Origin of the sequence: Streptomyces avidinii (genome assembly GCF_014650695.1) — a bacterium.
Classification (GTDB): domain Bacteria; phylum Actinomycetota; class Actinomycetes; order Streptomycetales; family Streptomycetaceae; genus Streptomyces; species Streptomyces avidinii.
Genome location: NZ_BMVL01000002.1, coordinates 667,152 through 691,303, shown reverse-complemented (window position 1 = coordinate 691,303; position 24,152 = coordinate 667,152). Strand labels below are relative to the sequence as shown.

Sequence of the window (24,152 nt, the reverse complement as noted above, 5' to 3'; positions counted from 1 at the left end):
GTGGACGCAAGATGTCATGCACACAGCCTGTTACGGAAGTACCTTTTACAGCCGGGGGGTTCGGTTATCGGTGGCCGAATACCGACTATGGGTGCAAGTGCGGAGAATGCGGCGGGCCGACCGGGCTGGGCACCGTGGGGGCGAGCCCTGCCCGGTCGGCCCGCGGAGGCGTACCGGCTAGACCGGTACCCCGTCCTTGGGGTTGATCGAGGGCAGCGGCACGGAATTCGGGGTTCCGTCGGACGCATCGGACGAGTCGGTTCCGTCGGGCCCGTGGGCTCCGGCCGCCCCGGTGGACTGCACGGGTTCGCCGTGCTGGGCCCCGTGCCCGTCGTCGACGAGCGTGCTCTCGTCGAACGGCAGTCGTCCCGCGAGGACTTCGGAGGCCCGTGCGTGGTCGAACTCCTTCGTCCAGGTCCCGATCAGCACCGTTGCGACCGCGTTGCCCGCAAAGTTCGTCAGCGCCCGGGCCTCGCTCATGAACCGGTCGATGCCCACGATCAGGCCGACGCCGTCCACCAGTTCCGGCCGGTGCGACTGCAGTCCGCCGGCCAGGGTGGCCAGGCCCGCGCCGGTCACCCCGGCCGCACCCTTGGAGGCGATGATCATGAACAGCAGGAGCGAGATCTGCTCGCCCAGGGCGAGCGGCTTGCCCATTGCCTCGGCGACGAACAGCGAGGACATCGTCAGGTAGATCGCGGTCCCGTCCAGGTTGAAGGAGTAGCCCGTCGGCACGGTGATCCCGGTGACCGGCCGCGAGACACCGAGGTGCTCCATCTTCGCGATCAGCCGCGGCAGCGCCGACTCCGAGGAGGAGGTCGAGAGGATCAGCAGGAACTCCCGGCCCAGATAGCGCAGCAGGGCGAAGACGCTGACGCCGGTGCACACCCTCAGCAGCGTGCCGAGGACCACGAACACGAACAGCAGGCAGGTCGTGTAGAAGCCGATCATGATGACGGCGAGGGACTTCAGCGCGTCGATGCCGGTGGCCCCGACCACCGCCGCGATCGCCCCGAAAGCGCCCACCGGCGCCGCCCACATGATCATCGCGAGTACCCGGAACACCAGCTTCTGGATGTGCCCGATGCCCCGCAGCACCGGCTCGCCCGCCGCACCCATGGCCTGGAGCGCGAACCCGCAGAGCAGTGCCACCAGCAGCGTCTGCAGCACCTCGCCCCCGGTGAAGGCCGACACCATCGTGGTCGGGATGATCCCGAGCAGGAACTCCGGCGTGCTCTCCGCTCCGCCCGCCTTGGCCTGCGCCTCGCCCGCGCTGCGTGCCGCCTCGGTCAGGTGCAGCCCGCTACCCGGTTCCAGGAGGTTGCCGACCAGCAGGCCGATGGCCAGGGCCACCGTGGACATGACCATGAAGTAGCCGAGGGCGAGCCCGCCCACGGCGCCCACCTTGGCGGCCTTGCGCACGGAACCGATGCCCAGCACGATCGTGCAGAAGATCACGGGCGAGATCATCATCTTGATGAGGCTGACGAAGCCGGTGCCCAGCGGTTTGAGCTCCACGGCCACGCCGGGGGCGGCGAAGCCGACGGCGATGCCGAGCAGCACCGCGCCGATCACCGCGATGTAGAGATAGTGCGTTCTGTCGCGTCTGGCGGCCACGATGCCTCCTGGTGGTGATTACGTTCGGGGAGACCATCGCCCAGGGCTGTGACCCCGGTCACCCTTGCGTTCATTGAGTTCACGACCCGGTGCACACTGAGCGCCATGTTCCGCTTCCCTCGACCCCCGCGCAGCCTCGCCGGCCAGCTCTTCGCCATGCAGGTGCTGCTGGTCGCCGTGGTCGTCGCGGGCTGCGCCGTCTTCGCGTACGCGACCGCCCGGGGCCAGGCCGAGGAGGCCGCCCGCCGCCAGGCCGGGGCCGTGGCCCTCGCGGTCGCCGACTCCCCGTCCGTCCGCGAGGCCGTCCGTGCGGCTGCGCGCGGGAGCGACCCGTCCGCCGAGCTCCAGCCCTACGCGGAGCGGGTCCGCGTGGACTCCGGGGTGAACTTCGTGACGATCATGTCCCCCGAGGGGCGGCGCTGGACCCACCCCGACCCGCGCCGGATCGGCGAGCCCTTCATGGGCAACACCGCACCGGCGCTGCGCGGCGAGACCTTCAGCGAGACGTACACCGGCACCCTCGGCCCCTCCATCCGCGTGGTCACCCCGCTCCGGGACGACGGCCGGATCGTCGGCCTGGTCAGTGCGGGGATCACCGTCCGCGCCATCAGCGACCGGCTCGCCACCCAGCTCTCCGCCCTCGCCTGGGTCGCGGGCGGCGCCCTCGCCCTCGGCGGGGTGGGCACGTACGTGGTCAACGCGAGGCTGCGCCGCCACACTCACGGCATGAACGCGGCCGAGCTCAGCCGGATGTACGACTACCACCAGGCGGCCCTGCACGGAGTGCGCGAGGGCCTGCTCATGCTCGACGGGCAGCGCCGGATCACGCTGATCAACGATGCCGGACGCGAACTGCTGGCCCTGCCGGGCGACGTTACCGGTAGCGGGGTCGCGGACCTCGGTCTGCCGGCCCCGCTCACCGGGGCCCTGCTCGCCGACCGGCCCCGCGTGGACGAGGTCCACCTGACCGCGGACCGGGTGCTGGTGGTCAACAGCTCGCCGGTCGCGGGCGGCGGCCGCCGGGGCACCGTCGTCACCCTGCGCGACCACACCGAACTCCAGGCACTGACCGGCGAGCTGGACCACGAGCGGGGATTCACCCAGGCGCTGCGCTCCCAGGCCCACGAGGCCGCGAACCGGCTGCACACCGTGGTCTCGCTCATCGAACTCGGCCGTGCGGACGAGGCGGTCGACTTCGCCACCGCCGAGCTGGAACTCGCCCAGGCCCTCACCGACGAGGTGGTCACGGCGGTGGGCGAACCGGTACTGGTGGCGCTGCTGCTCGGCAAGGCCGCCCAGGCGCACGAGCGGGGAGTCGAGCTGGTGGTCACCGCCGACAGCCGCAGCCTCGCCGAGGAGGGCGGGCTGCTGCCACCGGCCCGGGACCTGGTCACCGTGCTGGGCAACCTCATCGACAACGCGGTCGACGCGCTCACCGCCGTACCGGGTGCGCGGATCGCGGTGACGCTGCGGCCGGAGCCGGAGGAGCTGCTGCTGCGGGTCGCGGACAACGGACCCGGGCTGCCCGAGGGGGTGGACGTCTTCTGCCGGGGCTGGTCCGGCAAGGGGGAGGGACGCGGCCTCGGCCTCGCACTGGTCCGGCAGGTGGCCGAGCGCTGCGGAGGCACCGTGGTCGCCGCGCAGGGCCCGGGCGGTGGAGCGGAGTTCACGGTCCGCCTGCCGATCGCAGCCGCGCCCGGGGCGGACCCGGCCGACGTGCCGGCACCGGCGGACCTGGCCGATCCGGCGGACGCGGCGGGTTCGCGGTGAGCGCCGGCGAGGTGCGCGTGCTGGTCGTCGAGGACGATCCGGTGGCGGCCGACGCGCACGCGCTGTACGTCGGCCGAGTGCCCGGCTTCACGGCCGTCGGCGCGGTTCACTCGCTCGCCGAGGCCACCCGCTTCCTGGAGCGGACCCGCGTCGACCTGCTCCTGCTCGACCTCGGTCTGCCCGACGGGCACGGCCTGCGCTTCGCGCGCGGGCTGCGGGCGGCCGGTCATCCCGTCGACGTGATCGTGGTGACGTCCGCGCGGGATCTGGCCGTGGTCCGCGAGAGCGTCTCGCTCGGCGTGGTCCAGTACGTGCTGAAGCCGTTCGCCTTCCCCACCCTGCGCGAACGGCTCCTGCGCTACGCCGAGTTCCGCCAGGCGGCGGGAGAGGCGGCCGGGCAGGACGACGTGGACCGGGCGATGGCCGCCCTGCGCGCACCCCGCCCGGCCGAGCTCCCCAAGGGGCTGAGCGCGCCGACCCTGGACCGGGTCGCCGCCCTGCTGCGGGCGGCGCCCGAGGGACTGACGTCGGCGGGGGCGGCCGAGGCGGCGGGGATCTCCCGGATCACCGCGCGCCGGTACCTGGAGCACCTGGTGGACACCGGCCGCGCGGACCGGACCCCCCGGTACGGCCAGGTCGGCCGCCCCGAACTGCACTACCGCTGGCTGGCGGCGGCGACCGGTTCGGTGTCGAAGGTGTAGAACTTCCGGTGATCGAGCATGTCCGCCGGGGTCACGTTGTTCCACGGCCGCATGGTGTCGTTCAGGTCGACGACGTTCTGCGTGCCCGCGCCCGGCAGGTACGTGGACTGGGGGTGCTTCGCCTGCCACTCGGCCCACAGCTTGTCGATGAAGGCGTGGTGCATCCAGAACACCGGGTCGTTGGGGGAGGCCCCGGTGGACATCTGCCCGCCGACCCACACGTGCACCCGGTTGTGCAGGTTGGCGCCGCGCCAGCCCTCCAGGTGGTTGCGGAAGCCGTTGGAGGAGCTGTTCCAGGGCGCCATGTCGTAGACCGGCATGGCGAGGACGGCGTCCACCTCGGCCCTGGTCGGCAGCTGGGCGACGGAGGTGCCGAGATCGCGGCGCAGGTAGGCGCGCCCGTCCACCCGTACGTTTATGTTCCACTTGCCCGTCGCGTATGCGAACGGACCGTCCATGACCTGGCCGTCCCGGGCGCGCCCGGTGCCGCCGAGGAAGTCGGGGGCCCAGAGGGAGGAGCGGGAGGTGCGGTCCGCGGTCCAGTCCCAGTAGGGCAGCGCGAGGCTCGCGTCCACTTTCTGCAGCGCCTCCTCGAACTCCAGGAGGAAGCGCCGGTGCCACGGCAGGAAGGAGGGGGAGCGGTGGCCGACCCGGTCGCCCGAGTCGGTGTCGCTCATGATGAAGCCGTTGTGGGTGGTGACGAAACGGTCATAACTGCCGTTGCGCTTGAGTTCCTGCAGGGCCGAGGTGAAGGCGCGCTTCTCCGCGGGGGTCAGCGTGGCCTGGTTCTTGCGTACGGTCATGCCGCACCTCCGAAGGGAACGAGGGCGGCGCCCTGGAGATCGCGGACCGCGGCGCGGGCGAGGAGCTTCGGGTCGGCGAAGGTCTCGTAGTGGTTGATCACGCTGATCCACGTGCCATCGGCGTTGCGCATGATGTGCAGTTCCCTGCCGTCTATTCGGACGGTGGGCTGGCCCGGGGAGTGGTGGCCGCCGTGGTGGCCGCCCCCGCCCGGGGTGATCTGGATACGGCGGCCCTGGTAGACCTCGTCGACCGAGCCCGGGGTGGTGGGCTCGGTGGGAGTCGCGGCGGCGCTTGTGGCGCCCGCGGCAGCGGCGGTCAGACCAAGGGCGGTGAGGACACCGGCGGTTGTCCCCAAGGCCTGACGGCGAGTGATCTTCTTCATGGCACGAAGAGGTATCAGGGTGGGGGAGAGGCTTGGCCTGTATCCGGACATGGATGGATACGTTGCCGGTAGAACAAGTTGGATGATCTTCCCGTCCGGAGCGGCTCCGGGGGTCCGAACGGGAAGATCTGCGGCGCCGAGTCTACTGGACAGTAATTTCTTCGGCGGTCCTGGGGGCGTATGGGCAGGGTCACATCGCAGAGTCGGCTGGAAGCAGAGCGTCAGCAACCCTTTGCAGCCTGTTACGGACCTTCTCGCCCCGGCGGCGCGACCGCACCTCGCGTGGCCGTCAATCTCATCCCTGATCGAGGAGGTTTGTCACTTATAGTCCCGATATGGCTCTTCATGAGACGAAGGACGTACGTGCCCAGGACGCCGACACGGACGTCTTCGCGTCCACGCTGAGCGGCCAGATCCTCCCCAAGTACAAAATTCCTGAGGACCACTCACCGACCGAGGTCGTCTACGAGCTGCTCCGCAACGAGCTGCTCCTGGACGGCAACGCGGCCCAGAACCTGGCCACCTTCTGCACCACCTGGTCGGACGAGGGCGTGCACCGCCTGATGAACGTCTGCCTCGACAAGAACATGATCGACAAGGACGAGTACCCGCAGACCGCCGAGATCGAGTCCCGCTGCGTCAACATCCTGGCCGACCTGTGGAACGCCCCCGCCGGCGCCACCGGGGCCGGCTGCTCCACCACCGGCTCCAGCGAGGCCGCCATGCTCGGCGGCCTCGCGCTCAAATGGCGGTGGCGCGAGCGCCGCCGCGCCGAGGGCCTGCCCACCGACCGCCCCAACCTGGTGTGCGGCCCGGTCCAGGTCTGCTGGGAGAAGTTCGCCCGCTACTTCGACGTCGAACTGCGCCAGGTTCCGCTGGAGACCGGCGCCACCGGCCTGCAGGCCCATCAGCTCGCCCGGTACGTCGACGAGAACACCATCGGCGTCGTCGCCATCCTCGGCGTCACCTACACCTGCGACTACGAGCCCGTCGCCGAGTTCGCCGCCGAGCTCGACCGGATCCAGGCCGAGCACGGCTGGGACGTCCCCATCCACGTGGACGGCGCGAGCGGCGGTTTCGTCGCACCCTTCCTCCACCCCGATGTGGTGTGGGACTTCCGGCTGCCGCGCGTCGCCTCCATCAACACCTCCGGCCACAAGTACGGGCTCGCGCCCCTCGGAGTCGGCTGGGTCATCTGGCGCACCGCCGACCTCCTCCCGGCCGACCTCGTCTTCAACGTGGACTACCTGGGCGGCGACATGCCGACCTTCGCGCTCAACTTCTCCCGCCCCGGCGGCGAGATCATCGCGCAGTACTACCTGTTCCTGCGGCTGGGCCGGGCCGGCTACCGGCGCGTCCAGGAAGCCTGCGCCGACACCGCCCAATACCTCGCCCGGCAGATCGCCGACATGGGGCCCTTCACCCTCCTCTACGACGGCCGGGGCGCCCTGCCCGCCGTCTCCTACAAGCTCACCGACCCGGACGCCGTCGGCTTCAGCCTCTACGACCTCTCCGACCGGCTGCGCATGCGCGGCTGGCAGGTGCCCTCGTACCCGCTGCCCGCCGACCGCGACGACACGGTCATCCAACGCGTCCTCGTCCGGCACGGCGTGACCCGCGACCAGATGGCGCTGCTCGCCACCGACCTGCGCGCGGCCGTGGAACACCTGGAGGCCACGCCCCCGCCCGTCCCGGCCACCGAGCCGCGCTCCGGCTTCCACCACTAGGCCGCTCTTTCGGATCTTGCCGGGCGACAAGATCCGCAAGACGGCCCGGCTCCGGTCACCGGGAAGCCCGTGGAGAGGGGCGGCGGCATGGCAGAGGACCCGTCCGACGTGTGGGCGGAGGGGGACGCCTACGAGCGGTACATGGGCCGCTGGAGCCGACAGGTCGCCGAGGTGTTCGTGGCGCGGCTCGGCGGCCTGAGCGGTCAGCGGTGGCTGGACGTCTGCTGCGGCACGGGAGCGCTGACCGAGGTGGTCGCCGTCCGCTGCCGACCCCGCGTCGTGCTGGGACTGGACCGGTCTCCCGGCTTCCTGCGCACGGCCCGGGCCGGCGCCCCGGCGCCGGCCCGCTTCGCCGTGGCCGACGCCCTGGCGCTGCCGGCCCCCGACGCGGCGTTCGACGCAGTCGTCAGCGGGCTGGCCCTCAACTTCCTCGAACCGGCGCGGGCCACGGCCGAAGCCGCCCGGGTGGTTCGCCCGGGCGGGCTGGTCGCCTCGTACGTGTGGGACTACCCCGAGGGCATGACCTTCCTGCGCCGCTTCTGGGACGCCGCGGCCGCACTCGATCCGGCGGCCCGCGCACTGGACGAGGGCCGGCGGTTCGCGCACTGCCGCCCCGGTCCCCTGCGAGACCTCTGGACCGGGGCGGGGCTCGTCGACGTGACGGTCACCCCGATCGAGGTGCCCACCGTCTTCGCCGGTTTCGCGGACCTCTGGGAGCCCTTCCTCTCCGGCCAGGGACCGGCTCCCGGCTACGTCGCCACCCTCGCCCCGGCCGCCCGGGACCGGCTGCGCACGCGGCTCGAGGGGCTCCTCCCCGCAGGCCCGGACGGCTCGGTCGCCCTCTCCGCCCGTGCCTGGGCGGTCCGGGGCCGGCGCCCGTGACCCACCTGCGCACCGGCCCGGCCCGTGCCCGCTACCGGGCGCCGAAGTTCTGCGTCCACCAGGGGCCGCCCGAGCCCTGATGGATACCCACGCCGATGTCCTTGAAGGAGCAGTTGAGGATGTTCGCGCGGTGGCCGGGGCTCTTCATCCAGGAGTCCATGACCGACTGGGCCGTCTGCTGGCCCCGCGCGATGTTCTCCCCGTACGTCGACCAGCGGTACCCGGCCGCGGTGGTCCGGTCGCCCGGGTCCTTGCCGTCGGGGCTGGTGTGCGCGAAGAAGTCCCGGGCCGCCATGTCGTCGGAGTGCCCCTGCGCGGCTGCGCGCAGCTGCGGGTCCTCCTTGAGGGGGCCGCAGCCCGCCGCCGCCCGCTCGCTGTTGACCAGGGCCACGACCTGGCCGGCCACGCCCGACGGCGGGGCCGGCGCCGGCTTGACCGGCGAAGCCTTCGGGCTCGGGGACTTGCTCTTGGACTGCGTCGGGCTCGGACTCGCCGACGGGCTCGGCGAGGCGGAGGCCGACGGGGAGGGCGAAGGGGACGCGGAGGGCGAGGCCGACTCCGAGGGCAGCCCGGCGGACTCGGTCGCCGAGAGCGCGGCCAGCGGGGTGGCGGGCGCGGCGCCCTCCTTCGTGTCGCCCGAACCGGGCAGCCCCCCGAGGTACACGAGCCCGCCGCCCGCGACGCAGGCGGCGAGGACCGCACCGCCGACCACCCGGCGCCGGCTCTGCCGGCGCTTGCGCAGCACGCCGCGGCCGCCGCCGCCCGGGCCGCCGACGGGGGTGACCTGGGTCGCCGCATCGGTGACCGGGGTGAGCTGGGTCGCCGCGTCGGCGAAGCCCGGGTCGAAGCCGTCGGCGAAGGCAACGCTCGCGGGCGCGAAGCCGGCCGCCCCGGCCGACTTGACCCCTGCCAGGAGGGCCGCCGAAACGGGTACCAGGGCCAGACCGGCCAGCAGCCCCTCCGCCGGAACCAGTCCGCTCCACAGGCCGGAGCACCGTACGCATTCACGGGCGTGCCGTGCTATTCGCTTGCGCCACAGCGCCGAGGGCTGCCCGTCCCAGCCCGCCATCACGGTCCGCAGCTCCTGGCACGCGGGATGGGTGTCCAGCGCACGCTCCACCACGCGCGCCGACTCCAGCTGGGCCTTCATCCGCTGCACCCGGACCGCCGTGTGCTGCGGGGACAGTTCCAGGGCGCCGGCCACCTCCGCCCGGGTCAGCTCTCCGGCGCACTCCAGCCACCACAGGGACAGCAGGGCCCGGTCCTCGGGCTCCAGCCAGCGGGTGGCCCGGGCCGTCTCGCGCCGCTGGCCGGAGAGGTTGAGGCGGGCGACGGTCAGGTCGACGAAGTCGGCACCCGGGTCGGCGATATCGCTCGCCGACTCCAGCGTGCTCTCGCCGAAACCACTCTGCCGGGCCTGCCAGTGCGCCCGCACCCGGTTCATCGCGATCGCCACCAGCCAGGACCGGAAGCTCTCGTCCACCCGCAGGCCGCCCAGCCCGTCGAGCGCCCGCAGCATCGTGTCCTGCACCACGTCGTCCACGTCGCACGACCCGCCCAGGGCTCGTCCGACGATGTTGTAGACGAGCGGGAGATGGGCGCCGACGAGCTCGTCCTGCGCGTGGGGGTCACCCGCGCGGGCCGCTGCCACGAGTGCTGCGGTGTGCTGAGTAGTCATGTGATGTTCCCTGTCCGTACCGGCGGTCGATGATGCCCGATACCTGGGAGACCTGCGATCGGGGTGTCGATAACAGTTATCCCGAAGAATTTTCCCGAAGTCTGTTTTCGGACCTCCATTCGGGGGGTCACAGCAGCGGGGCAAGGGCCTCGGCGGCAGCACACAGGGCCGGTGCGTACGCCGCGATCTCCTCGCGGGAGACCAGGAACGCGACGGTGGTGACGCTGACCCCGCCGACCGGCCGTCCCGTCGGCCCGAGGACGGGCGCGCCGATGCAGCGGATGGTGGGCTCGTTCTCCTCGTCGTCCACGGCGAAGCCCCGGGCGCGGACCTCCGCCAGTTGGGCGTGCAGGGCACCCGCGGTGGTGAGCGTGTGCGGGGTCCGGCGCGGCAGCCCGGTGGCGGCGATCAGCTCCCGTACCTCGTCGGCGGTCAGGTGGGCCAGGATGCTCTTGCCGATTGCGGTCGTGTGCAGCGGCATGCGCATGCCGACGCGGGACGCCGTACGGAAGGGCTGGTCCTCGCCGCCCTCCAGCTTGCGGATGTAGGTGATGGTCTGCCCGCTGTGCAGGGCGAGATGGACCGTCTGGCCGGTGGCCCGCCGCAGTTCGCCGAGGATGCGCCCGATGGTCGCCGGCTCGCCGGCGCCGACGAGGGCGGCGAGCCCGCGCAGGCGCGGCCCCACGCCGTAGCGGCTGTCGGCCTCCTGGCGTACGAAGCCCTGGTCGATCAGCGAGGCCAGGATGCGGAACGTGCTCGACTTGGGCACCGCGGCAGCCGCCGTCAGATCGGCCAGCCGGTGCGGCCCGCCGGGCGCGGCCACCGCTTCCAGGACGCGCAGGGACTTCTCCAGGGCGGAACCGGCTGCGGAGGTCCGCCCTTTCCGCGCCGTCGGCCCGGTTCCGCCGGTTCCGCCGGTTCCGCCGGTTCCGCCGGTCCCGTCGGTTCTGTCGGTCCGGTCGGTTCCTCCGGTCCGTGCCGAACTTCCGTCCATCGCCGCTTCATCCATTGACACGGGTGCTCCTGGCGCAGGTAGGGTCTAGACCACATGGTTCCGTCATACGGTACTCCGTTCCAGTACGTGGAACGATCGGGGAGGGTTCATGCCTGATCACCTGTACGCGGTGCTCGCCGCCCAGCGCGTGCTGCCCGTGCTGCGCGACACGGACGCCGACGAGGCCGTCCGCCACACCACCGCCCTCCTCGCCGTCGGCTGTCGCGCGGTCGAACTCACCACCTCCACCCCCGGCTGGGCCGCCGCCGTCAGCCGCACCGCCCCGCTGAGCGACGTCCGCGGCCGCCCCGCCCTGATGGGTGTCGGCACGGTCACCACCACGGCGCAGGCCGAGACCGCCCTGGATGCGGGCGCTGCCTTCCTGGTCTCCCCGTACCCGGCCCCCGAGGTCCGCGCCGTCGCCGTACGCCGCGAAGCCGTCTTCATCGAGGGCGGGTTCACTCCCGGCGAGATCGCCTCCGCCGTCCGGGCCGGCGGAGCCGCCAAGGTCTTCCCGGCCCATGTGGGCGGCCCCGGCTTTCTCCGCTCCCTCAGGGCCGTCCTGCCCGAGGCGGTGATCATCCCGACCGGCGGCATCCGGCCCACCGAGGTGCCCGAGTGGCTCGCAGCAGGTGCCACGGCCGTCGGCATCGGCGGCGGCCTGCCGTCCGACCCCGGCGAACTGGCCGCCGTGTTCGGCCCGGTGGCCTTCGCGGGCCGCGCGCCCCACGGCGCCGCCGCGGAGCGCTGACCGTGCCCGGACGACCCGCCACGCACTACGACGTCCTCGTCCTCGGCGAGGTACTGGTCGAGATCCACGCAGCCACCGCCCTGCGCGAGGTCACCGACGGCACCCCGGCCCGAATCTCCTATTCGGGGGACGCCCTCAACGCGGCGGCCGCCGCGGCCGCGGCCGGAGCCCGGACCGCGCTGCTCGCCGTGGTCGGCGACGACGAGCTCGGCGTACCGCTGCTGCGCCGGGCGGCCGAGCTCGGCGTGGACGTCTCCCACGTCCGCCGCGCCCCGCACCCCAACGGCGCCTATCTGCTCTGCGCCGACACCGACGGCGACCGGGAGTTCGTCTACTGGCGCACGCGCAGCGCCGGATCCACCCTGGGACCCGGGCACATCGCATCCTGGCGGGAGCTGCTGACCGGCTGCGGGGCCCTCATCACCAGCGGCATCACCGGCGCCCTGTCGCCGAGCAGCCGCGACGCCGTACTGGCCGCGGCCCACCTCGTGCACGGGGCGGGCGGGCACGTGACGTACGACCCCAACTTCCGCGCCCGGCTGACCGGCCGGGCCGAGGCCCGGGAGCTGCTGGCCCGGATCGCGCCGCTGACCGGGCTCCTCAAGACCTCCTGCCCGGCCGACGCGCGGGCCCTCGTGGACACCGCCGACCCGTGCGCCGCCGCCGCCCGCTGCCGCGCGCTGGGCGCCCGTACGGTCGTGGTCACCTCGGGCGCCGACCGGCTGCTGCTGGACGACGGCACGGGGGCGGTGTACCTCCCGGTGCCCGTCAACCCCGAACCGGTGGACGCGACCGGTGCGGGCGACTGCTTCACCGGCACCACCACCGCCCGGCTCACCCTCGGCGACACCCTCGCGGACGCCGTGGCGTACGGCATGGCCGCCGCCTCCCTCTCGGTGTCCGGCCGCGGCGGCACCGGCCGCGTCCCGGCCTTCAGCGAGACGGCCGCGCTGGCCGCGGCCCGACAGCCGACCGGGGCGCCCCGACCGCGGTCTCCGGCTCCGTGACCCAGCCCGCGGCGAGGACCAGCCGCGAGGCCCGGTGGACGGCCAGGAAGCCGAACGGACGGTCGAAACGGACCTTCGCCCGGCGGACCCGGTGCTCCATGAGGGGCGGCCGGCCGGCGCCGGGCCGCGCCGCGGCGGCGCCGCCCACGCGTCCAGCATCTTCCCGTCGGCGTCCGGTGTCCCGGTCAGCGTGCCCCGGGCGCCCGCCGGGAGCTTCGCCGACCAGAGGGGATCCAGTGGCAGTTCCGCCTCGGTCCACAGCCCCGTCGCAGCCTTCACGCCCCGTTCCTGTGCGCAGGCCTGTGCGGCCCAATGCGTCGTGAGGCGGTTGACCGCCCGCACCGTCGGGTTCTCCATGCGGGGCAGCGTAGGTGGAGGGGCGCCGCCGGGCCGGATGGTGTTCCGCGGCCCGGCGGCGCCGGTCTCGGGTGGCCCGGGTCAGCGGCCGCGCAGGCCCCGGTCGACGGCCGTCATCAGCTCGCCGTCGGAGGTGTCGGCGTCGAGCGACCAGAACATCGCACCGCCGAGGCCGTGTGCGCGGATGTACCCGGTCTTGGCGCGCAGCACCTGCGGGTCGTCGTACGTCCACAGGGTGGTGCCGTCGAAGAGCCAGGCGTGGCCGCCGCGCTGGTCCCGGTGGATCGTGTACGTGCCGGAGTCGGCCAGCTTCTTCAGCGCCTTGTAGTCCTCGTACCCGGCGGACCAGGTGGCCGGCGCCGGGCCCGCGGCCGGCTGGCCCATGCCGTCCCCGCCACCGCTGACGCCGGTCCAGCCCTGGCCGTAGAACGGCATCCCCATCACCAGCTTGCCCGCGGGCGCGCCGCGCCGGAGCCAGGCGTCGACCGTGCCGTCGACGCTGAAGTCGCCCCGGGCGTGGAGCGCCGACTGCTGGGCGGTCTTCGGTTCGCCGGAGACGTGGAAGTCGTAGCCCTGGAGGGTCACGAAGTCCAGGTCGCGCATGATCCGGCGGACGTCGAAGCCCGCGTCGATCTTGGCGGGGGCGGTCGGGACGAAGGCCGTCAGCTCGTAGGTGGTCTTCCTCTTCTGGCTCCGTGCGTACGCGTCGAGCTGGGTGCGGAACTCCTTGACGAGCGCAGTGAAGTTCTGCTTGTCCTCGGGCCGGTACTTCGTGTCGGTGTCACCGGCGGAACCGGGCCACTCCCAGTCAAGGTCGATCCCGTCGAAGACGCCGGCGGCCGCGCCGGCTCCGCCGCGGGCGCCGTCCTGGGGAAGGTTGCCCTTGATGTAGAGGTCGATGCAGGACTCGACGAAGGCCTTGCGGGAGGCCGGGGTGAGCGCGGCGTCCGAGAAGTGGGTGGACCAGCTCCAGCCGCCCAGCGAGATCAGCACCTTGAGCCCGGGGTGCTTGGCCTTGAGCTCGCGCAGCTGGTTGAAGTTGCCGGCGAGCGGCTGCTCGCCGGTGTCGGCCACCCCGTCGACGGAGTTCGCGGCGTCGAGCGGGCGTACGTAGTCGGCCCAGGCGTCGGCTTCACCGGGCACGTTCCCCGTGAAGCACTTGCCCTGCGGACTGACGTTGCCGAAGGCGTAGTTGATGTGGGTCAGCTTTCCGGCGGAGCCGTTCGCCTCCAGGTCCTGGACCTGGAAGTCCCGTCCGTAGACGCCCCATTGGGTGAAGTAGCCGACCTTCTTGTACGGACGGTCGTGCCCACCGTCGGCCTGCGCGGCGGCGGCGGGCGCGAAGGCGGTCAGCAGGGAGAGGGAGCAGGCGGCGACGGCCAGCCTGCCGAGCATGCTGCGGCGCATGGGCTTCCTTTGCGGATGCGGGGAGCGGGGCGTGTGCGCGTGCGCTGTGCATGCCGGAAACTATTGGTCTGGACCAGAGCGGTCAAGGGGGTGGCCGAAACTGGCCGCCGGCTACCGGGCCGGCAGGCTCCACTGGCCGACGTCGTCGGCCAGTCCGCCGTTGAGGGCGAACTGGACCGCGGCGGGTTCGGCGTCGGCGGGGATCCGGAAGGTGACGAAGCCCTCCGCCGTGGCGCCGGGGTCGAGGGTGACGGCGGCGGGGAAGGCCGGTCCGGCCGCGGTGGGCAGGTCGAGCCCGGTGAACCGCTGCCCGGCGGTGTCCAGGAGATGCGTGGCCGGGGCGGGGGAGTCCTGGTAGACGGCGGTCCCGGTGTTCTCCAGGCGCAAGCGCGTCGCGACGAGCCGGTCGGGGCCGGTGGGGCCGGTGGGGCCGGTGGGGGTCGCGGGGGCCGCGCTCGCGGGGCTCGCGGGGTCGACCACCTGCGTCAACGTGACGTCGAGCCGCTCGCCGGGCAGGTTCCCGGCGAGGGAGATCGTCTCGCCCGAATCGCCGGGGGCGAAGCCCAGCAGGGCGGGGACGAGGAGGGCGAGCGCCGCGAGGAGCCGTCGACTTCGGCGCATGACGGAACCTCCCGCTCCAGGGGTCCCCCTGCCCACGATCCTCCGCACGCCGGGCTCCCGCCACCCTTCACTGCCAGTAGCTCCTGGGGCGCGGCCCGACCACGACCTCGTTCGGCCATGCCTCCCGGACCCGGTGGTACTGCCGGCGCAGCTGCTCGACCCAGCCGTCGACCACGTCCAGCCGGAGGCGGACCGATGAGGCGGACACCTCCTCGTCGGTGACCGTGACGACGGGCACGGGTGTGGAGACCCGGCGGTCGACCTCGACGCGGATCCCGTTGCCACGGCGCGGCCATCGGATGCCGCGGCCGACGGCGAGTTCACCGAGCGCCTCGGCCCAGTCGTCCAGGTCCTCGGGCGAAAGCCGCAGCCTCAGCCGCCCGTTGGCGATACCGCTGGTGACGACGATCTCGGCGTCGAGATGGTCGTTGTACACACTCCCCCCGGGCCGATGCCGCCCCAGCACCCGCAACCCGACACTGCTGTCGCCGTCGACCAGCCGGATCAGATCCGCCGTCACACCTGACCTCACCTCACCTCACCTCGCCTCATGCCTCGTCGGCGGGGAGGAGGGCGGTCTCGATGTGGGCGAGTTGGGCGGCCAGGATCTCTTCGAACGTGGCGCGGCGGTCCGCCCCGAGGGGGCGGACGTCGCGGTGACCCGTGCCGACGGAAAGCGGCAGATGGCGGTCGCGGTGAACCTGCAGAGGTGGAACAGGCTCGACCCCTCCGGCAGGCCGCAGCCCCACCCCATCGACGACGCGCTCGCGACTTTCTACCGCGTCGCGATGTACGGCTGACCGGGCCGCCGCGCGACATCGGCGGTGACGGTTAATCAGTGGAGCTCCGCGTCTCGCCGTGCCATGGTTGATCCACCGAAGGGGCGTAGCTCAGTTGGCCAGAGCACCGGTCTCCAAAACCGATGGTCGCAGGTTCGAGTCCTGCCGCCCCTGCACCGTGTGATCAGCAGTTCCCATGAAGCCCGGACGGGAGACTCCTCCCGTCCGGGCTTCGCTGCGTCCACCGCCGGACCACGGAGACCCTGTGGCCTGGCGGTTTCTGGCAGACTGGGCGCGTTACCCAGGCGGTGCAGGACAGGAAACCGGTGAGATTCCGGTGCGGTCCCGCCACTGTGACCGGTCCTTCCCCCGCGGGAGGCCGGGAGTCAGACACTGACGCACCGCCTCCCTCGCAGTTTCACGTCGACCAGGGGACGCGGATCCCCCGGAGAGGCCCCGTCATGCTGTCGCGTTCCCGCGCCGCCGCCCTGCGCGCGCTCATACCCGTCGCACTCCTGATACCCCTGGCCGCCTGCGCCGGCTCTCCCGGGGTGGCGGAGGACAAGGCCGCGGGGGACCCCGCGGCCGCGCCCGGGTTTCCGTACACCCTCACCAACTGCGGTGTGAGCAGCACCTACCAGGCCCCGCCGCAGCGTGCGGTCACCATGAACCAGCACGCCACCGAGCTACTGCTCGCCCTCGGGCTGGGCGACCGGATCGCCGGGTCCGCCTACCTCGACGACGCGGTGCTCCCCGTCTACCGGCCCGCCTACGACAAGGTCAAGGTGCTGGCCAAGGAGTACCCCTCCAAGGAGGTCCTGCTCGGCGCCGACCCCGACTTCGTCTACGGCGGGTACGCCAGCGCCTTCGACAAGGGACAGGGCCGCGACCGCGAGGGACTCGCCGCATCCGGCATCAACTCCCGCCTCAACGTGGAGTACTGCACCGAGGGCAGAGTCGGCCTCGACCAGCTGAAGACCGAGATCACCGAGGTCGCGCGGACCTTCGGCGTGCCCGAGCGCGGTGCGAAGCTCGTCGAGGAGGAGCAGCGGTGCATCGACGCCGTGACCTCCCGGGTCAAGGACCGCCCCCGGCCGGCCGTCTTCGTCTACGACTCCGGCGAGGCCTCCGCCGCGACCTCCGGCGGCAACGGCATCGGCAACGAGATCGTCTCGCTCTCCGGCGGCACGAACGTCTTCGCCGACCTCAAGGACACCTTCGGCGACGTGTCGTGGGAGCAGGTCATCGAGCGCCGGCCCGAGGTCGTCCTCATCTACGACTACGGCGGCACCACCGTCGAGGCCAAGAAGCAGCGCCTGCTGAACGACCCGGCCCTCGCCGAGGTTCCGGCCGTCAAGAACCGGCGGTTCGTGGTGCTGCCGCTCTCCTCGGCCGTCCTCGGCGTGCGCGTCGCAGACGCCGTCGAGTCCCTCGGCGGACAGCTCCACCCGACCGCCCCGTGAGGCTGCGCACCGTCGCCGTCCTCCTCGTCCTGGCCGCCGCGCTCGCCGCCTCCACGGTCGCCGGCCTCGCGCTGGGGGCGGTACGGATCGCCCCCGACCGGGTCTTCGACATCGTCGTCGGCGGGCTGTCGGGGGAGCGGCGCACCGGCGCCTTCGCCGCCATCATCTGGGACGTCCGGCTGCCGCGCGTCCTCCTCGGGGCCGTCGTCGGCGCCGGGCTCGCGGTCGCGGGCACCGTGCTGCAGGCCCTCGTGCGCAACGAGCTCGCCGACCCCTTCCTGCTCGGTGCCTCCTCCGGGGCCTCGGCCGGAGCCGTCCTCGTGATCGTCTTCGGTACGGGGGCCTTCGCGTTCGGCATGGGCCTGCCCCTCGCCGCCTTCGCCGGCTCCATGGCCGCGCTCGTCGCCGTCTACGCGATGGCCCGCCGCGGCGGAACCATGACCACCGGACGGCTCACGCTCGCCGGCGTCGCCGTCCAGTACATCCTGTCCGCCCTCACCAGCCTCGTCCTCGTGCTCTCCGCGCACCCCGACCAGATCCGCTCCGTCCTCTTCTGGACCCTCGGCGGTCTCGGCGGGGCCCGCTGGGACGAACTGGCCCTGCCCGCCACCGCGCTGCTCCTCGGCACCGGACTGCTCATCGCCCTCGCCAGGCCGCTCGACCTGCTGCTGGCCGGAGAGGAGGGAGCACGCACCCTCGGCCTCGACGCCGCGCGCTTCCGCGCCGCCGCCTTCGTCCTCACCTCGCTCGTCATCGGCGTGCTCGTCGCCTACAGCGGGGCGATCGGCTTCGTCGGGCTGATGGTTCCGCACGCCGCCCGCATGGTCGTGGGCGCCGGGCACCGGGCGCTGCTGCCGGTGGCCGCGCTGGGCGGGGCGGTGTTCCTGGTGCTGGCCGACCTGGTCGCCCGTACCGCGGCCGCGCCCGCGGAGGTGCCCGTCGGCGTGGTCACCGCGCTCGTCGGCGGGCCGTTCTTCCTGTGGATGCTGCGCCGCTCCACCCGGACCGAGGGGATCACCGGATGACCGGGAAGCGCGAAGTGGCGCCGCCGGTGGAACTCGCCGTCGAGGGCGTGCGTTACCAGATCGACGGACACCCGCTGCTGCACGGAATCGACCTCACCGCCCGCCCCGGCGAGACGGTGGGTGTGGTCGGCCCCAACGGCAGCGGCAAGACCACCCTGCTGCGCTGCGTCTATGGCGCCCTGCGCCCCACCGCGGGCCGCGTTCTGCTGGACGGCGCGGACGCGGGCGCGCTCACCGTCAAGGACCGGGCCCGGCGCGTGGCGGTCGTACCGCAGGACGCGAGCGGCACCCTCGGGCTGACCGTCCGCGAGGTCGTCGCCATGGGGCGCAGCCCGCACAAACGGTTCTGGGAACAGGACGGACCGGGCGACGCCCGGCGCGTCGCCGAGGCCCTGGAGACCGTCGGCGCAGGCCCGTTCGCCGCCCGCCGCTTCGAGGAGCTCTCCGGCGGCGAACGCCAGCGCGCCCTGGTGGCCCGCGCCCTCGTCCAGGACCCCGGCCTGCTGGCCCTCGACGAGCCGACCAACCACCTCGACATCCGCTACCAGCTGGAGATCCTGGCCCTGGTCCGCGCCCTGCCCGCCACCGGCCTGCTCGTCCTGCACGACCTCAACCTCGCCGCCGCGTACTGCGATCGGCTCTACGTCCTGTCGGGCGGCCGGGTGGCCGCCTCGGGCCCGCCGCACGAGGTGCTCACCGAGGAGCTGCTGGCCGAGGTGTACGGCGTACGGACCCGCATCGAGGTCCACCCGGACACCGGCGCGCCGAACATCGTCTACCTTCCCTTGGACGGGAACAGCCGTACGACGGCCGGATGACCGCCGTGGTGGGAGCGGGACCGGGGCCGGGGCCGGGGGGCGGAGCCACGGCTGCGCCGGGCCCGGCTCCGGGGGATCATCCACCGCTGCCCGTACCCGTCCTCGTCGCGCTGCTCGGTGACGAGCCGACGGCGGAGGCCGCGGCGCGGATCCCGGCGCCCTACTCGGCGCCGGGGTCCTGGTAGCCGTACGGACGGGTGATGATCTCCATCCCGTGCCCGCTGGGGTCCGTGAAGTAGACCCCGCGGCCCCCGTCGTTGTGGTTGATCTCGCCGGGGTGCTTGCCGTGCGGGTCGGCGAAGTAGGGGACCCCGGCCGACCGGATCTTCTCGAACGCCACGTCGAACTCCTCCTCGGAGAGGAGGAACGCGTAGTGCTGCACGGTGATGGACTCGACCGGGATCGTCGCGAAGTCCAGGGTGACGCCGTTCGCGGTGTCGACGGGGACGAACGGGCCCCACTCGGTCCCGACCTCGAGACCGAGGATGTGGGCAAGGAAGGTGGCGGATTCCCGGTTGTCACGGGAGTGGATGATCGTGTGGTTCAGCCGGACGGACATGAGTGAATGCCTCCGAAAGGCACGTCGCGGCGCCTCCATGTCTCACCCGGACGGTGACCGACACGCGATGCCGTGATCACGATCCTAAACGCCCCGTTCGGGCGAAGTCCACCTCCTTCGCCCGCACGGCAGCCGCTGCGCCTCATGAACTCCCGTACACGGACCTGACGTTGTCCTGCGCCGGATGGGTTCGGCCGGCCGGACCCGCGGCGAACACCCGCAGGAGGTTCTCGGTCACCCGCGTGGTCAGCGCCCCCGACCGCGCATCCAGACCGTGGTTGCGCCCGCTCCGCCCGTCGCCGGTCGCGTCCAGTGCCTCCACCCACCGCATCGTCCCGGTCGCGAAGACCCCCGCCCCGCTCGGCACCGTGTAGTAGGCCGTGTCCTGGTGGCTGGGCCGGCCCTCGCACACCACGGGGGAGTGGGCCAGGATCTCGATCGGCCGGGGCGTCGGGAAACCGGTGTCGACCTTGTCGTACTCGACGCCGACCAAGTGCTCGAAGCGGTCGCCCGCCTTGGCGCCGGTGCCCTCGAAGAGCCAGTGCCCCGGGTTGGTGACCACGTACGGGGCGTCCACCGGATAGCCGTCGTAGATCACTCCGAGCAGCGAGCTCTCCGGGTCGGCGCCGGGCGCCGAGCGGAAGTCCACCGTCGCCGGGTGGCCCCGCTTGAACCCCGGATCCTGCTCGTAGGAGGACTTGTAGCAGACCAGGGTGCGGTCCGGCCCCAGATCGGAGGGCTCCAGCCGGATCCGGCGGAAGCAGCAGTTCGCGCCCAGGATCGCGATATTGGTACCGGCATCGCGCGCGGCCGTGAAACGCTCCCGCTGCTCCGGCGACCAGTACTCGTCGTGCCCGAGCGAGAGCACCGCGCTCGCTCCTTCCAGGAGCTGCTTCTCCCGCGCGACGTCGGTGGTGGTCGTGTACGCGAGGGGTATGCCGAGCCGCTCGGCCAGTGCCACCAGCGGAGCCTCGTACACCAGGAACAGGCCCGCGCCGTCGTCGTAGTCGTACGGACGGTCGAAGCTCACGGCGAGGGAGCGGGAGGCGAACCCGCCATTGGGGCCGTCGTAGCTGCCGTAGCCGCCCCAGCGGTTGTACGCCTGCCAGGTGGCCACCGCGTTCACCGCGACCGTACGTCCGGCCGTCGTCGCCGAGCGGACGGTGAGCGGTACGAAGCGCTGGCCCTCGCCTCCCTGCGCGTCGAGTCGCAGCAGGTAGCAGCCCTCCGGCCAGTCCTTCGTGCCGACCGTGGCGGTACGGGTCCACCGCGTGCGGACCATCCGGGTCCCGGCATCCACCGCGTGCTCCGGCTGGCGGGTCCCGGGGAGGGCCTCGGAGCGCCACACCAGCCGCGCGCGGGCGCCGCCGTACCAGCCCATCCGGTAGGCGGAGACGGTGAACCGGGGCGCGGTCGTCGACACGTGCAGCCCGAAGGATTCGCCGGGCAGCACGCTGACCCGGTCCGCGAACCCCTCGATCGCCCGCGCCGGGCCGGCCTTGGTCACGGGCCAGTCGGAGTGGCCCGGGCGGGCGTTCTCGGCCTTGACGTCGAAGCCGTGCGCCCCTCCCGCCGACGGCTTCCCGCCCGGCGAGGCGGACTCCGACTTCGACCCGGCCCCCGCATCGGATCCGCCGCCGTGACGGTCGCCGTTGCCGTTCGCGCACCCGCTCACGGCCCCCAGACCCGCAGCCGTGGCCGCCCCCGTCGCGAGCGCGAGGAACCGCCGCCTGCCTGCGCCTTCGCCGTCCGCGGCAGCCCCGGCCATGTACTTCTGATCCATGGAGGGCACGTTATGTGACGCTTGGGCCCGGGCTTCCACCGGCCTGCTCACGCCGACCGATCCCGGGTGCGGCATGATCCGGATCATGACGCACCCACCCCTGCCGACCACCGAGTCCGCCGTCACCGCGATCCGGGCCATCGCGGCCGAGTACCGGCTGACCATGACGGTCACCGACGACATCGGCGCCGACCGGACGTCGCGCAGGACGTCCGCGGCCCTGTTCGCCGTCACCGACCCCGACGGCTCGCTGCCCCACGAGGCATTCGTCGAACTGGGCGGCAGCCCGGCGGTCACCGTGCACCTCTTCCCCGAGGACGACGCGCACATCACCGTGGACGGCGTGGAGTTCCTCGACGTCCCCCGCGACGCCGTTCCGCCGTTCCTGACGTCCGTCTACGGCCGACTGGCCTTCGTCAAGGGGCGGTTCTTCCCGCCCGGTTACTCGCTCGTCGTCCCCCTGCCCGGCGACGAGACGTACAAGGAACGCATCATCGGCCCCTCCCTCACGCCCTGGCTCGCCGGCCGCGTCCGCGACTGACCGTGCGAAATCCACGGCCGGATCCGGGAAGGACGACCTAGGCTGCCCCCTGTTGGGCCGGGCAGCGACCGACTTCGGGGGAACGCGGGATGACGTACAGCAGTGCGCACGAACCGGGCACGGTACGGAAGTTGTGGCAGTTGCTCGAACCGGTTCATGCCGTCGTCCACTTCGCGCCCGAGGCGTACGAGGAGGCCGGCGCGCTCGGATACGCCACCGACGACCGGTGGCCGATGTACTTCGCCTACCGGGCCGCACCGCTCGGACCGGCCGACGCCACGCTCGTGAACGCCCTCTTCTACAGTTTCAGCCCGCGCATGGTGGAGCACTACCTCGCGCGGGCCTGGCACACCGCCCGGCCCGCCCGGGTGCTCGCGGCCCGGGCCGTGGGTGCCGACCGCGCCCTGCACGCCCTGCTCGGCGAGCGCACCGCCTCCCCGGAGCTGGCCGAGGCCGCCCGGCTCGCCCGGCGCGCCGCCGAGGCCGTCACCACCGCCGGACGCCCGCTGGCCGCCGCCAACGCCGCCCTGCCCTGGCCCTCGGCAGCACACACCGTGCTCTGGCACGCCGCGACGATCCTGCGCGAGCACCGCGGGGACGGCCACCTCGCCGCCCTCCAGGCCCACCACCTCGACCCGGTCGAGTCCCTGGTCCTGCAGTCGGGTGTCGGAGCCGCCCCGGCGGAGTGGTTCGAGAGCCGCCAGTGGTCCGCGGGTGAATGGCAGGCGGCCCGCGGAAGGCTCGCCGCCCGGGGCCTGCTGGCCGAGGCCGGCGGCGGCGACAGCAGCGGCGACGGCGCCGCCACCGCGGCCGGTCTGGCGCTGCGCACCGAGGTCGAGAAGCTCACCGACGAACTCGCCTCGGGCCCGTGGTCGGCGCTGACCCCGCAGGAGGTGGCCCGGCTCGCGGACCTCCTGCTGCCGCCGGTCCTCGACATCGTCGGCGCCGGCATCCTCCCGACCCGGGGCACCCTGGGCATCGGGATGAAGTACGACTACGAGGGCTGATCCGCCGCTCGCGAGGAGCTTCCGTGAAGTACGCCTTCTCCACACTCGGCCTGCCCGGCGCCCCGCTCGACCGCGTCGCCGCCCTGGCGGCGACCCACGGCTTCGACGGCCTCGAACTGCGCGCCCACCCCGAGGAGCCCCTGCACACGGCCGGCGCGGCGGCCGATCGCGCCGCCGCGCTGCGGACCCTCGCCGCCTCGGGGGTCGCCGTGCTCGCCGTCGCGGGCTATGCCCGGGTGGCCGCACCGGGCCCGGACGAGCCGGTCCTCGCCGAACTGCGTGCCCTGGTGCGGCTCGCCGCCGATCTGGAGGCCCCCTACGTACGCGTCTTCCCCGGCGGCGATGACCCGCCCGGGCAGGGCGACGACGCCCGGGCCGTCCGCCGGCTGCTGGCCGCGGCGCCGTTCGCCGAGCGCCACGGGGTGCGGATCCTGCTGGAGACCCATGACTCGCACCGCACCGGCGCCGCGGTCGCCCGGGTGCTCGGCGGGGTCGCGCATCCGGGCGCCGGTGCCCTGTGGGACGTACTGCACACCTGGCTGGGCGGTGAGCCGCCGGCCGCCTCGATCCGGTCCCTGGCCGCGCACCTGGGCTACGTACAGGTCAAGGACGTGCGGTCGGCGCGGGACCTCACCCCCGTCTTGCTCGGCGCCGGGGTACTGCCCCTGGCCGAGGTGGTTGCCGCCGTGCCGCGGGACGGTTGGCTCTGCTGGGAGTACGAAAAACGCTGGCACCCCACGGCCGCCGACCTGCCCGGACTGCTCGCGCGGGGCCGCGCGTACCTGCACGGGCTGGTGGCGGACCGGCCCCGCAGCACCCGGGGTGGCCGGGGCGGATGAGGAACTCCTGCTGCGGGCACGACGACGGGCCCGTCCCCGCGGACAGCCCCGGACCACCGCCGGATGACCCGGACCATCGCTGGATGACCCGGACCACCTGCCGGGTGACCCGGACCGCCCCGGGTCACCCGGGACGCGCCCCATGTCGACGCAGCGGTCGGCGCGTCCGTACATCCGTACATCCGTACATCCTTTTCGCCGACGGGGTGCCCCTCGGCGTCCTCGACCGCAATGCTCCCGACGAAGGGATCGACCTGCCGGTCGGCGAGGCGGGCGTGGTGCTCGTCGTCCTCGTGCGGGCGCAGGGGGGGGGTCAACTACGGGCCGCTCCTCGGCGACCGCAAGGGCATCTGGCGCGGCGTCCGCCACGGATACCAGCAGCTGTTCGAGTGGGAGATCCGGCCGCTGCCGCTCACCGACCCGACCGGACTCGACTTCGCACCGCACCCCGCGCAGGCGGGCCGGCCCGCCTTCCACCGCTTCACCCACGAGCTCACGACACACGGTCCGGCCGACGCCTTCGTCGACATGTCGGGCTGGGGGACCGGCCTGGTCTGGGTGAACGGCTTCCTCCTCGGCCACTACGACACCCCGCGCGGCCGCAGCGGACGCTCTGCGCGCCCGGACCCCTCTGGCACGC

22 protein-coding genes, 1 tRNA gene, 3 pseudogenes and 1 riboswitch are annotated in these 24,152 nt (G+C 73.0%); of the genes and pseudogenes, 15 read left to right on the top strand and 11 right to left on the bottom strand.

The annotated features are described in order from the left end of the window. Positions 1–177: 177 nt before the first annotated feature. A complete protein-coding gene (locus tag IE257_RS07455) occupies positions 178–1,617 on the bottom strand; it encodes a cation:dicarboxylate symporter family transporter (RefSeq protein WP_189965878.1) in 1,440 nt (479 codons plus the stop codon). Between the two features lie 105 nt (positions 1,618–1,722). Between IE257_RS07455 and IE257_RS07450 the strand changes: the two genes are divergently transcribed. Continuing rightward, positions 1,723–3,387 (top strand): sensor histidine kinase, encoded by a 1,665-nt coding sequence (locus IE257_RS07450; RefSeq protein WP_189965877.1) that lies wholly within the window; start codon positions 1,723–1,725, stop codon positions 3,385–3,387. Continuing rightward, on the top strand, positions 3,384–4,088 hold the full coding sequence (locus IE257_RS07445; protein ID WP_053703330.1) for a response regulator: 705 nt from the start codon (positions 3,384–3,386) through the stop codon (positions 4,086–4,088). The genes IE257_RS07450 and IE257_RS07445 overlap by 4 nt, the downstream gene beginning before the upstream one ends. Here the strand turns inward: IE257_RS07445 and melC2 are convergent. Together melC2 and melC1 are read right to left on the bottom strand one after the other, a co-directional pair. Continuing rightward, a complete protein-coding gene (gene melC2 / locus IE257_RS07440) occupies positions 4,043–4,891 on the bottom strand; it encodes a tyrosinase MelC2 (RefSeq protein ID WP_189965876.1) in 849 nt (282 codons plus the stop codon). The two genes, IE257_RS07445 and melC2, sit on opposite strands and share 46 nt — an antisense overlap. Continuing rightward, on the bottom strand, positions 4,888–5,274 hold the full coding sequence (gene melC1 / locus IE257_RS07435) for an apotyrosinase chaperone MelC1 (RefSeq protein WP_189965875.1): 387 nt from the start codon (positions 5,272–5,274) through the stop codon (positions 4,888–4,890). The genes melC2 and melC1 overlap by 4 nt, the downstream gene beginning before the upstream one ends. A gap of 335 nt (positions 5,275–5,609) precedes the next feature. Between melC1 and gad the strand changes: the two genes are divergently transcribed. Together gad and IE257_RS07425 are read left to right on the top strand one after the other, a co-directional pair. Beyond that, positions 5,610–7,001 carry a glutamate decarboxylase gene (gene gad / locus IE257_RS07430; protein ID WP_189965874.1) on the top strand — a complete coding sequence of 464 codons (1,392 nt, stop codon included), beginning with the start codon at positions 5,610–5,612 and terminating at the stop codon, positions 6,999–7,001. Between the two features lie 87 nt (positions 7,002–7,088). Continuing rightward, a complete protein-coding gene (locus IE257_RS07425; protein WP_189965873.1) occupies positions 7,089–7,883 on the top strand; it encodes a class I SAM-dependent methyltransferase in 795 nt (264 codons plus the stop codon). A gap of 31 nt (positions 7,884–7,914) precedes the next feature. Here IE257_RS07425 and IE257_RS07420 read toward each other — a convergent pair whose 3' ends face one another. Both IE257_RS07420 and IE257_RS07415 read right to left on the bottom strand, forming a co-directional pair. Continuing rightward, positions 7,915–9,561 carry a sigma-70 family RNA polymerase sigma factor gene (locus IE257_RS07420; RefSeq protein WP_189965872.1) on the bottom strand — a complete coding sequence of 549 codons (1,647 nt, stop codon included), beginning with the start codon at positions 9,559–9,561 and terminating at the stop codon, positions 7,915–7,917. A 127-nt stretch (positions 9,562–9,688) separates the two neighbouring features. After that, a complete protein-coding gene (locus IE257_RS07415) occupies positions 9,689–10,570 on the bottom strand; it encodes an IclR family transcriptional regulator (RefSeq protein WP_229920205.1) in 882 nt (293 codons plus the stop codon). Between the two features lie 94 nt (positions 10,571–10,664). On the opposite strand from IE257_RS07415, the gene IE257_RS07410 reads away from it, so the two are divergent. Beyond that, positions 10,665–11,306: a bifunctional 4-hydroxy-2-oxoglutarate aldolase/2-dehydro-3-deoxy-phosphogluconate aldolase gene (locus IE257_RS07410; protein WP_189965870.1), complete on the top strand. Its 642-nt coding sequence runs from the start codon at positions 10,665–10,667 to the stop codon at positions 11,304–11,306. 2 nt (positions 11,307–11,308) lie between these two features. Next, on the top strand, positions 11,309–12,313 hold the full coding sequence (locus IE257_RS07405; protein WP_189965869.1) for a sugar kinase: 1,005 nt from the start codon (positions 11,309–11,311) through the stop codon (positions 12,311–12,313). A 438-nt stretch (positions 12,314–12,751) separates the two neighbouring features. On the opposite strand, the gene IE257_RS07400 is transcribed toward IE257_RS07405, so the two are convergent. The 4 genes and pseudogenes from IE257_RS07400 to IE257_RS38005 form a co-directional block, all read right to left on the bottom strand. Further along, on the bottom strand, positions 12,752–14,077 hold the full coding sequence (locus IE257_RS07400) for a glycoside hydrolase family 18 protein (protein ID WP_189965868.1): 1,326 nt from the start codon (positions 14,075–14,077) through the stop codon (positions 12,752–12,754). 111 nt (positions 14,078–14,188) lie between these two features. After that, complete coding sequence (locus IE257_RS07395) at positions 14,189–14,698, bottom strand: hypothetical protein (RefSeq protein WP_189965867.1); 510 nt, start codon at positions 14,696–14,698, stop codon at positions 14,189–14,191. A 67-nt stretch (positions 14,699–14,765) separates the two neighbouring features. Next, a complete protein-coding gene (locus IE257_RS07390) occupies positions 14,766–15,218 on the bottom strand; it encodes a DUF5959 family protein (RefSeq protein WP_189965866.1) in 453 nt (150 codons plus the stop codon). 28 nt (positions 15,219–15,246) lie between these two features. Further along, positions 15,247–15,354: pseudogene (locus IE257_RS38005) on the bottom strand (TetR/AcrR family transcriptional regulator); the annotation flags it as partial. On the opposite strand from IE257_RS38005, the pseudogene IE257_RS07385 reads away from it, so the two are divergent. The 5 genes and pseudogenes from IE257_RS07385 to IE257_RS07365 all read left to right on the top strand — a co-directional run. Further along, a pseudogene (locus IE257_RS07385) lies at positions 15,349–15,498 on the top strand (hydrolase); the annotation flags it as partial. The pseudogenes IE257_RS38005 and IE257_RS07385 overlap by 6 nt on opposite strands. A gap of 79 nt (positions 15,499–15,577) precedes the next feature. Beyond that, positions 15,578–15,651: transfer RNA gene (locus IE257_RS07380), tRNA-Trp, on the top strand. 103 nt (positions 15,652–15,754) lie between these two features. Next, positions 15,755–15,893: riboswitch (cobalamin riboswitch) on the top strand. A 48-nt stretch (positions 15,894–15,941) separates the two neighbouring features. Continuing rightward, positions 15,942–16,940, top strand: a complete 999-nt coding sequence (locus IE257_RS07375) for an ABC transporter substrate-binding protein (RefSeq protein ID WP_372452966.1) — start codon at positions 15,942–15,944, stop codon at positions 16,938–16,940. Next, a complete protein-coding gene (locus tag IE257_RS07370; RefSeq protein WP_189965859.1) occupies positions 16,937–17,965 on the top strand; it encodes a FecCD family ABC transporter permease in 1,029 nt (342 codons plus the stop codon). The genes IE257_RS07375 and IE257_RS07370 overlap by 4 nt, the downstream gene beginning before the upstream one ends. Continuing rightward, entirely contained in the window at positions 17,962–18,783 is an 822-nt protein-coding gene (locus IE257_RS07365; RefSeq protein WP_189965857.1) for an ABC transporter ATP-binding protein, read from the top strand. The genes IE257_RS07370 and IE257_RS07365 overlap by 4 nt, the downstream gene beginning before the upstream one ends. Positions 18,784–18,943: 160 nt before the next feature. Here the strand turns inward: IE257_RS07365 and IE257_RS07360 are convergent, their stop codons facing one another. Both IE257_RS07360 and IE257_RS07355 read right to left on the bottom strand, forming a co-directional pair. Then, positions 18,944–19,342 carry a VOC family protein gene (locus IE257_RS07360; RefSeq protein WP_189965856.1) on the bottom strand — a complete coding sequence of 133 codons (399 nt, stop codon included), beginning with the start codon at positions 19,340–19,342 and terminating at the stop codon, positions 18,944–18,946. Positions 19,343–19,484: 142 nt separating this feature from the next. Further along, positions 19,485–21,125 (bottom strand): N,N-dimethylformamidase beta subunit family domain-containing protein, encoded by a 1,641-nt coding sequence (locus tag IE257_RS07355; RefSeq protein WP_229920180.1) that lies wholly within the window; start codon positions 21,123–21,125, stop codon positions 19,485–19,487. Positions 21,126–21,210: 85 nt separating this feature from the next. On the opposite strand from IE257_RS07355, the gene IE257_RS07350 reads away from it, so the two are divergent. From IE257_RS07350 to IE257_RS39360, 4 genes and pseudogenes are all read left to right on the top strand, one after another. Then, on the top strand, positions 21,211–21,666 hold the full coding sequence (locus IE257_RS07350; RefSeq protein WP_189965854.1) for a hypothetical protein: 456 nt from the start codon (positions 21,211–21,213) through the stop codon (positions 21,664–21,666). Positions 21,667–21,755: 89 nt separating this feature from the next. Beyond that, a complete protein-coding gene (locus IE257_RS07345; RefSeq protein ID WP_189965852.1) occupies positions 21,756–22,673 on the top strand; it encodes an SCO6745 family protein in 918 nt (305 codons plus the stop codon). A 23-nt stretch (positions 22,674–22,696) separates the two neighbouring features. Beyond that, positions 22,697–23,512 (top strand): sugar phosphate isomerase/epimerase family protein, encoded by an 816-nt coding sequence (locus tag IE257_RS07340; protein ID WP_189965850.1) that lies wholly within the window; start codon positions 22,697–22,699, stop codon positions 23,510–23,512. 231 nt (positions 23,513–23,743) lie between these two features. Next, positions 23,744–24,085, top strand: a pseudogene (locus tag IE257_RS39360) (hypothetical protein); the annotation flags it as partial. Positions 24,086–24,152: the final 67 nt, after the last annotated feature.